Here is a 6,000-nt window from a genome sequence, read left to right as displayed (position 1 = left end):
CAGTTCCTGATCGGCGTAAAGGAAATCCCGTTTCGCGAGCTGGCGCAATGCCGAATCGCTGCTGATCAAGTGATCGACGGCAAGGTGCCGGATCCCACCGGCGGCGCCACGCATTACTACGCTACCAACATCAAGGCGCCGGCCTGGGCGGCGAAGGCCAAGCAGACGCTCAGTTTGGGTGGGCACGTCTTCTTCAGGGATGTGCCGTGATGGTCGTTCCGTGGAAAGCGGTTGGCGTGCTGGCGCTGGTGCTGATCGGCGCTGGCAGCGCCTGGCAGTTTCAGGACTGGCGCTACGGCAAGCAGTTGGCCGAGCAGTCCCAGCAGCACGCCGAAATCCTCAATCAACTGACCCAGGCCGCGGCCACTGCACAGCAGGCCGAGCAGGACAAACGGCTGGTGCTCGAGCAGAAGCTGGCGTCCAGTGAGCAAACCCACTTCAGGAAAATGACCGATGCCCAACGTGACCAAGATCGTCTTCGCGATCGCCTTGCCACTTCTGATTTGCGGCTGTCAGTCCTCCTCGACGCAACCGACGCTGCCAAAGGCTGCGACGTGCCAACCACCTCCAGCACCGGCGGCTTGGATCATGCAGCCGTACGAGCCCGACTTGACCCGGCGCATGCTCAACGAATTATCGCCATCACCGACACCGGCGACCGGGGGCTGATTGCCCTGCAGGCGTGTCAGGCGTATGTGAAGGCGGTCAGCTCTTCATCTCACGCAACTCCCTGAGCAGTCGCTGGTTTTCATGGAATAGATGGTCTCTCTGGTGGGCCACGTCCGCAAACCTGCCCCTTTCGCTCAGTAAGTCCCCCTCGGCGTACTGAAGCTTTGCCCTAAGGGAATTTCTCTCCTGGGTGAGCGCATCATTGTCACGAACCAAGCCCTCGATATTTTCAAGCGCCCGATCGAGCTTGAGGGTGAGCGCTTCGAATTCGTTTTCGTACATCCTGAGCTGGTGCCGGCAGGTTTCGAGCGAAGTCGGGTTACCGAGCCAATCGTCGGTGTCTTCTATATAGAGGGGGTCCACGGGAATGCCTTGCTGATTACTGGTTGCATATACAGTAATCGAGGTGCGGTAGGTGGGCGAGGGTGAAGCGACGAGCTGTAGGATTTTGGATTGGTGACGGTCGGCAGAACGCCGGGATGGTGCCAAAAAGGCTCAGTGACTTTTCGAGTGACTTTGTAAAACACAGTTGCGCACGGTTAGGCATCGTTGCAGCGAGCGCCCGGCGCGAAGCCTCTGGTTTGGCGGGCTGTGGATCAGTCCGCTTGCATGGGGTGCTAGGGGTCGAGTGTTCGAATCACTCCGTCCCGACCATATATTTCAATGACTTAGGCCAATGTTAATGACATTGGCCTTTTTCATGCGCGTGAGTTTTGCGGGACGACTATGCTGTGCCCAGCCAAAAAGCCACGCCTCAATGCAGAACCCTACGGCTCTCACCAATCCTGATCCGGTCCAGCGCCCGGCTCAATGCATCCAGTGCATCCAGAAGTGCCTTTGCTTCTGACTCTCGGCCATCGCCCCATAAACGTTCCGCCATTTTGTTCAGGGCCTGGATCGAGCGTTCGATGTCAGCGGCGGTCGCGGGTGCCTGGGTTTGCGCTTATTTGCTGGGCATACTTTCATTCATCTGCAGGGGATTGGCGATGCCCAGCATGATCGGCGTTCGCTGTCGGTCAATCCAGTGGTTACTGCTTTGTCTTGCTCTGAATATCTTCCGAGTCGCTGGAGGTTGCCGCGTCTTTCTCGGTTTCTTTCGATTCTGCGCCCGAGTTCGAGCCTGAGGCTTCTTCACCTTTCTTGTTGGCTTTTTCTTCGTTTGATTCAGATGTGTTGCTGGATTGATTGACGCCTGGGATGGCCGTGGGCGGTGCGGCTGATCCTGCTTTCTCGGTTGCCAGTGTCAAGGCAGAGCCAGCCAGCATCAGGCTTGCAAGCATCAGGGTTGCAATCTTGTTGTCCATTTTTCCGGCCTTGTTGGGGGGTGTACCGCATTGGAGGCACCAGGCTCGCCAAGGTGCTGCTCATTGGACGAACGGCTGGCTTTGCGCGCCATGCGGCAATTTGCTGGCCCCCAGGTCTGAGCTTCCTCGGCAAAATCGCCTTTTTTCAAAAGGTTAGGTTGGCTATATGCGGACGATTGTCATAACCGTTGCAACGCTTTCCCTGGCTGCCTTTGCTTCGGCCATTGAAGCGAGGGAGTTGAGCAAGAGTCATCGGTTTGCCTGTACCTGGGGCTCGGACATCGCCGCCGGGGCGCAACAGTCGAAGCTGTCGGGGATCTCGTTGTATGGCGCGCGCAAGCAATTGCAGGTGCGCAAGTTCCAGCAACCGTGGATGCGCATGACGGCGATGGGCATTACCGAGCAGACCTACAACAGCACCTCGAAGCTCAAGCCGGCGGCAGTCAAGCAGACTTATTACGAACAATGTGTGCGGCATGAACTGGCCCAGCGATAAACCCAAAAGCCCAACCTGAAACGGTTGGGCTTTTTCATGCCTGACGAAACGTCAGCGTCACTTGTCGCTCTCGCAATTGACCATCCAGGAGACCCCAAAGCGATCGACCAGCATGCCGAACCGGGCGGCCCAGAACGTCGCCTCCAGCGGCATGTCGACGCGACCGTCCTTGGCCAGTGCATTAAACACTCGCTCGGCTTCGGTAATGCTGTCGACGTTGAGGGAAATCGAGCAACCGCTCATGCCTCCGGTTGGCCGGTCGGGCGTGGTGTCGGAGGCCATGATCATCTGATCGCCGACTTTCAGGCAGGTATGGATGACCAGGTTGTGGTGCTCTTTCGGTACGTGTTCGGCGGCGGGTGTTTCGCCGAAAGTCATCATCGCTTCGAGTTTGCCCTGCAAGGCTTGTTCGTAAAAAGTGAAGGCTTCGCGGCAGTTGCCGTTGAAGATCAGATAGGGATTGATTCGCATGGTTGCGCTCCTGGCAGTAGGCGCGGAGAGCGGCGATTTTCGCCAGGTTCCGCGAAAGGCGGTTAAAAACATAGCAGAGCATTGGACGTCGCAACGGCCGGAGTTTTTCCAGATGTTTTTCTTCTGAAAACACCGGGTTTCAGCACGGACAAATCCTGCGGAGTACCATGACACCCTGTACGACCTGTCGAGCTTGATCTGCCATGCCTTTGATTTCCCGCTTCAACGCCCTGTTCGATCAGGCCCGGCGCGCCTTGCTATTGGTTTGGGCGACATCACGCGGATTGTTTCTGGGGCTGGTGCTGGCGACCCTGATTGCCGGCGTGCTGCCGGCGCTGGCCGCGTGGCTGGGGCAGCGTATTGTCGATGCGGTGGTGACGGCGATGCAGTTGCACGCGCAGCAGGGCGATGCCCCGCTGTGGCCGGTGTTGCGTTATGTCCTGCTGGAGGCGGGGGTATTGGCGCTGTTGTCCGGCGCACAGCGGGCATTGTCGGTCCAGCAGTCGCTGCTGCGGGTGCAGTTGGGGCAGAAGGTCAACACGCTGATTCTGGAAAAGGCCCAGACCCTGTCGCTGGTGCAGTTCGAGAACTCCGAATTCTACGACAAGCTGGTGCGCGTACGCCGCGAAGCCTCGACTCGACCGCTGGCGTTGGTGATGAAGTCGCTGGGGCTGATCCAGAACCTGATCATGCTGATCAGCTTTGGTGTGCTGCTGGTGCACTTTTCGCCGTGGGCACTGCTGTTGCTGGTGATCGGCGCGTTGCCGGTGTTCTTTGCCGAGGCACATTTTTCCGGCGATGCTTTCCGCTTGTTTACCCGCCGGGCCCCGGAAAGTCGGCAGCAAAATTACATCGAAACCTTGCTGTCCCACGAGGCTTATATCAAAGAGGTCAAGTTGTTCGGCTTTGCACCGTTGCTGCTGCAGCGTTATCGGGACACGTTCGCCAAGCTCTATGCCGAGGATCGGCGCCTGACCTTGCGTCGCGATGGCTGGGGTTTTGGTCTCGGCTTGCTCGGCACCGGGGCGTTCTACCTGGCCTATGCGTGGGTGGTGATCGATGCCGTGCACGGCAATATCAGTCTCGGCCAAATGACCATGTACCTGGTGTTATTCAAGCAGGGGCAAAGCGCGGTCAGTAGCAGTCTGAGCGCAATCAGCGGCTTGTATGAAGACGGTTTGTACCTGTCGAACCTTTACGAATACCTGGCTGAGCCGGTGCTGGCCGATTCCGGTCATCTCACCCTCGGCGCGCACCCGGGCGATGGCCTGCGCTTTGAAAACGTCGGTTTTCGTTATCCGGGCGCCATTCGCGCGGCACTGGAAGGCATTGACCTACACCTGGTGCCGGGCAGGAGCGTGGCGCTGGTGGGGGAGAACGGTTCAGGCAAGACCACCCTGATCAAACTGCTGACCCGCCTGTATCGGCCGGATCAAGGGCGCATCCTGCTTGATGGCAGTGACTTGCAGGATTGGGAAGAAACCACTTTGCGCCGGCGCATCGGCGTGATTTTCCAGGACTACATCCGCTATCAGTTCACCGTGGGTGAAAACATTGGCGTTGGCGATACCCTGGCGTTCAATGAAGAATCACGCTGGAAGGCTGCGGCTACCGAAGGCATGGCCGCGCCGTTCATTGAAGGGCTCGACCGCGGCTACGCCACACAGTTGGGCCGCTGGTTTGCTGGTGGTCAGGAGTTGTCGGGTGGGCAATGGCAGAAGATTGCCTTGTCCCGGGCCTACATGCGCCGCGATGCCGATATCCTGATTCTCGACGAGCCGACCTCGGCCCTGGATCCGGCAGCGGAAGCGGCAGTGTTCGAGCATTTCAGCCAGCACAGCGAAGGTCGCATGACCCTGCTGATTTCCCATCGCTTTTCCAGTGTGCGCAACGCCGATCAGATCATTGTGCTGGAGGCCGGACGGATACTGGAGCAGGGCGGTCACGACAGCCTGATTGCCGCCAATGGACGCTACGCCAAATTGTTCGATCTGCAGGCTCGCGGCTATCGCTAGGAGTCCTGTGCGTTGCGGGCCATTGCCGGGCCGGCCACGCGCGGCGCGGGTTTTGATTGCATCAGCGCATCGATCGCCTTGCGATAATTCTGTCCGCCCAGTGCCATGCTGTTGTTGTGGGTCGCGCCTGGCACCAGCAGCAGTCGTTTCGGTTGTCGGGCGGCGTTGAACAGTTGCTCGCTGAAGCGTGGCGGCACGAACGCGTCGGCCATGCCGTGCACTACCAACAGCGGCATGTGAATCTCGGCGATCTTGTCGATGGAGTCGAATTTCTGCGACAGCAGCCAGCGCACCGGTAGCGAGGTGTTGGCCACGGCGGCGGCCACGTCGGCGAGGGAGGTGAAGGTCGACTCGATCACCAGACCCTTGACCGGAAGCGGTGCATGGTCCCGCGCGGCGTCCTGGCCGAGCTCTGCCGCCAGATCAATGGCCACGGCACCGCCTAGCGAGTGACCGTAGATCAGGCGCTTGCTCGGGTCGGGCTGCAGCAGTTTGAAGCGCTCCCACGCCACACGGGCGTCTTCGTACACGCTGCTTTCCGAAGGCAGATCGCCCTTGCTCTGACCGAAACCGCGGTAGTCGATGGCCAGTACCGAGTAGCCGGCCGCGCGCAATTGTTCGATGCGGAACAGCTGCCCGGTGAGGTTCCAGCGCACGCCATGCAGATAAAGAATGGCCGGTGCATTGGCTTTTTCCGCCGGCCACCACCAGGCATGAATATTCTCCCCGGCCTTGAAGCTCTTGGGCTGCAGGTCGAGTTCCTGCACGCTGCCCGGCAAGCCGCGATACCAGCCGGCCGTGCCCGGTTCGATGCGAAACAGCAGCTTGCGCTCGGTGTGTTCGAGCACCGCACAACTCGTCGGTACGCCAATGATCAGCGCAGCCATGCAGGCGAACGCCAGACGGCGACGACGCAAACGCGTCATGAAGGACAGGAACATTAAACGATTCACCACGGCGCAGACAAAGAAGGCTTTTTACCAGATGCCTTGATCTGCGCGTGAGTTTTTCGACCACCGTCTCCTCGCAACGATTACAAGATGCT

General features: G+C 59.2%; 8 protein-coding genes and 1 tRNA gene. 5 read left to right on the top strand and 4 right to left on the bottom strand.

What is annotated here, in order from left to right; translation table 11 throughout:
- Positions 1 to 210: cell wall hydrolase (locus L6D63_RS08685; RefSeq protein WP_236170306.1), on the top strand; the 210-nt coding region annotated here is incomplete at its 5' end.
- On the top strand, positions 210 to 734 hold the full coding sequence (locus L6D63_RS08680; RefSeq protein WP_217325314.1) for a lysis system i-spanin subunit Rz: 525 nt from the start codon (positions 210 to 212) through the stop codon (positions 732 to 734). The genes L6D63_RS08685 and L6D63_RS08680, both read left to right, overlap by 1 nt.
- On the opposite strand, the gene L6D63_RS08675 is transcribed toward L6D63_RS08680, so the two are convergent.
- Positions 706 to 1,032, bottom strand: a complete 327-nt coding sequence (locus tag L6D63_RS08675) for a hypothetical protein (protein ID WP_047293305.1) — start codon at positions 1,030 to 1,032, stop codon at positions 706 to 708. The genes L6D63_RS08680 and L6D63_RS08675 overlap by 29 nt on opposite strands.
- Positions 1,033 to 1,254: 222 nt before the next feature.
- On the opposite strand from L6D63_RS08675, the gene L6D63_RS08670 reads away from it, so the two are divergent.
- A tRNA-Pro gene (locus tag L6D63_RS08670) sits at positions 1,255 to 1,323 on the top strand.
- Between the two features lie 374 nt (positions 1,324 to 1,697).
- On the opposite strand, the gene L6D63_RS08660 is transcribed toward L6D63_RS08670, so the two are convergent.
- Positions 1,698 to 1,973 (bottom strand): hypothetical protein, encoded by a 276-nt coding sequence (locus L6D63_RS08660; RefSeq protein ID WP_047293307.1) that lies wholly within the window; start codon positions 1,971 to 1,973, stop codon positions 1,698 to 1,700.
- A gap of 166 nt (positions 1,974 to 2,139) precedes the next feature.
- Between L6D63_RS08660 and L6D63_RS08655 the strand changes: the two genes are divergently transcribed.
- On the top strand, positions 2,140 to 2,469 hold the full coding sequence (locus L6D63_RS08655) for a hypothetical protein (protein ID WP_007961262.1): 330 nt from the start codon (positions 2,140 to 2,142) through the stop codon (positions 2,467 to 2,469).
- Positions 2,470 to 2,526: 57 nt separating this feature from the next.
- Here the strand turns inward: L6D63_RS08655 and L6D63_RS08650 are convergent, their stop codons facing one another.
- Complete coding sequence (locus L6D63_RS08650) at positions 2,527 to 2,940, bottom strand: VOC family protein (protein WP_047293310.1); 414 nt, start codon at positions 2,938 to 2,940, stop codon at positions 2,527 to 2,529.
- A gap of 203 nt (positions 2,941 to 3,143) precedes the next feature.
- Between L6D63_RS08650 and L6D63_RS08645 the strand changes: the two genes are divergently transcribed.
- Positions 3,144 to 4,955, top strand: coding sequence for an ABC transporter ATP-binding protein (locus L6D63_RS08645; protein ID WP_131671221.1), 1,812 nt, complete (start codon positions 3,144 to 3,146; stop codon positions 4,953 to 4,955).
- Here the strand turns inward: L6D63_RS08645 and L6D63_RS08640 are convergent.
- Positions 4,952 to 5,896 (bottom strand): alpha/beta hydrolase, encoded by a 945-nt coding sequence (locus tag L6D63_RS08640; RefSeq protein WP_121186235.1) that lies wholly within the window; start codon positions 5,894 to 5,896, stop codon positions 4,952 to 4,954. The two genes, L6D63_RS08645 and L6D63_RS08640, sit on opposite strands and share 4 nt — an antisense overlap.
- Positions 5,897 to 6,000: the final 104 nt, after the last annotated feature.

This window comes from Pseudomonas parakoreensis (genome assembly GCF_021602155.1).
GTDB lineage: Bacteria > Pseudomonadota > Gammaproteobacteria > Pseudomonadales > Pseudomonadaceae > Aquipseudomonas > Aquipseudomonas parakoreensis.
Note: the sequence above shows the minus strand (reverse complement) of the source record. Positions and strands in the feature narration are given on the sequence as shown.

Coding starts and splice junctions, on each gene's coding strand:
- L6D63_RS08680 (WP_217325314.1), top strand. CDS start 210: ATGGTCGTTCCGTGGAAAGCGGTTGGCGTGCTGGCGCTGGTGCTGATC.
- L6D63_RS08660 (WP_047293307.1), bottom strand. CDS start 1,973: ATGGACAACAAGATTGCAACCCTGATGCTTGCAAGCCTGATGCTGGCT.
- L6D63_RS08655 (WP_007961262.1), top strand. CDS start 2,140: ATGCGGACGATTGTCATAACCGTTGCAACGCTTTCCCTGGCTGCCTTT.
- L6D63_RS08650 (WP_047293310.1), bottom strand. CDS start 2,940: ATGCGAATCAATCCCTATCTGATCTTCAACGGCAACTGCCGCGAAGCC.
- L6D63_RS08645 (WP_131671221.1), top strand. CDS start 3,144: ATGCCTTTGATTTCCCGCTTCAACGCCCTGTTCGATCAGGCCCGGCGC.
- L6D63_RS08640 (WP_121186235.1), bottom strand. CDS start 5,896: ATGTTCCTGTCCTTCATGACGCGTTTGCGTCGTCGCCGTCTGGCGTTC.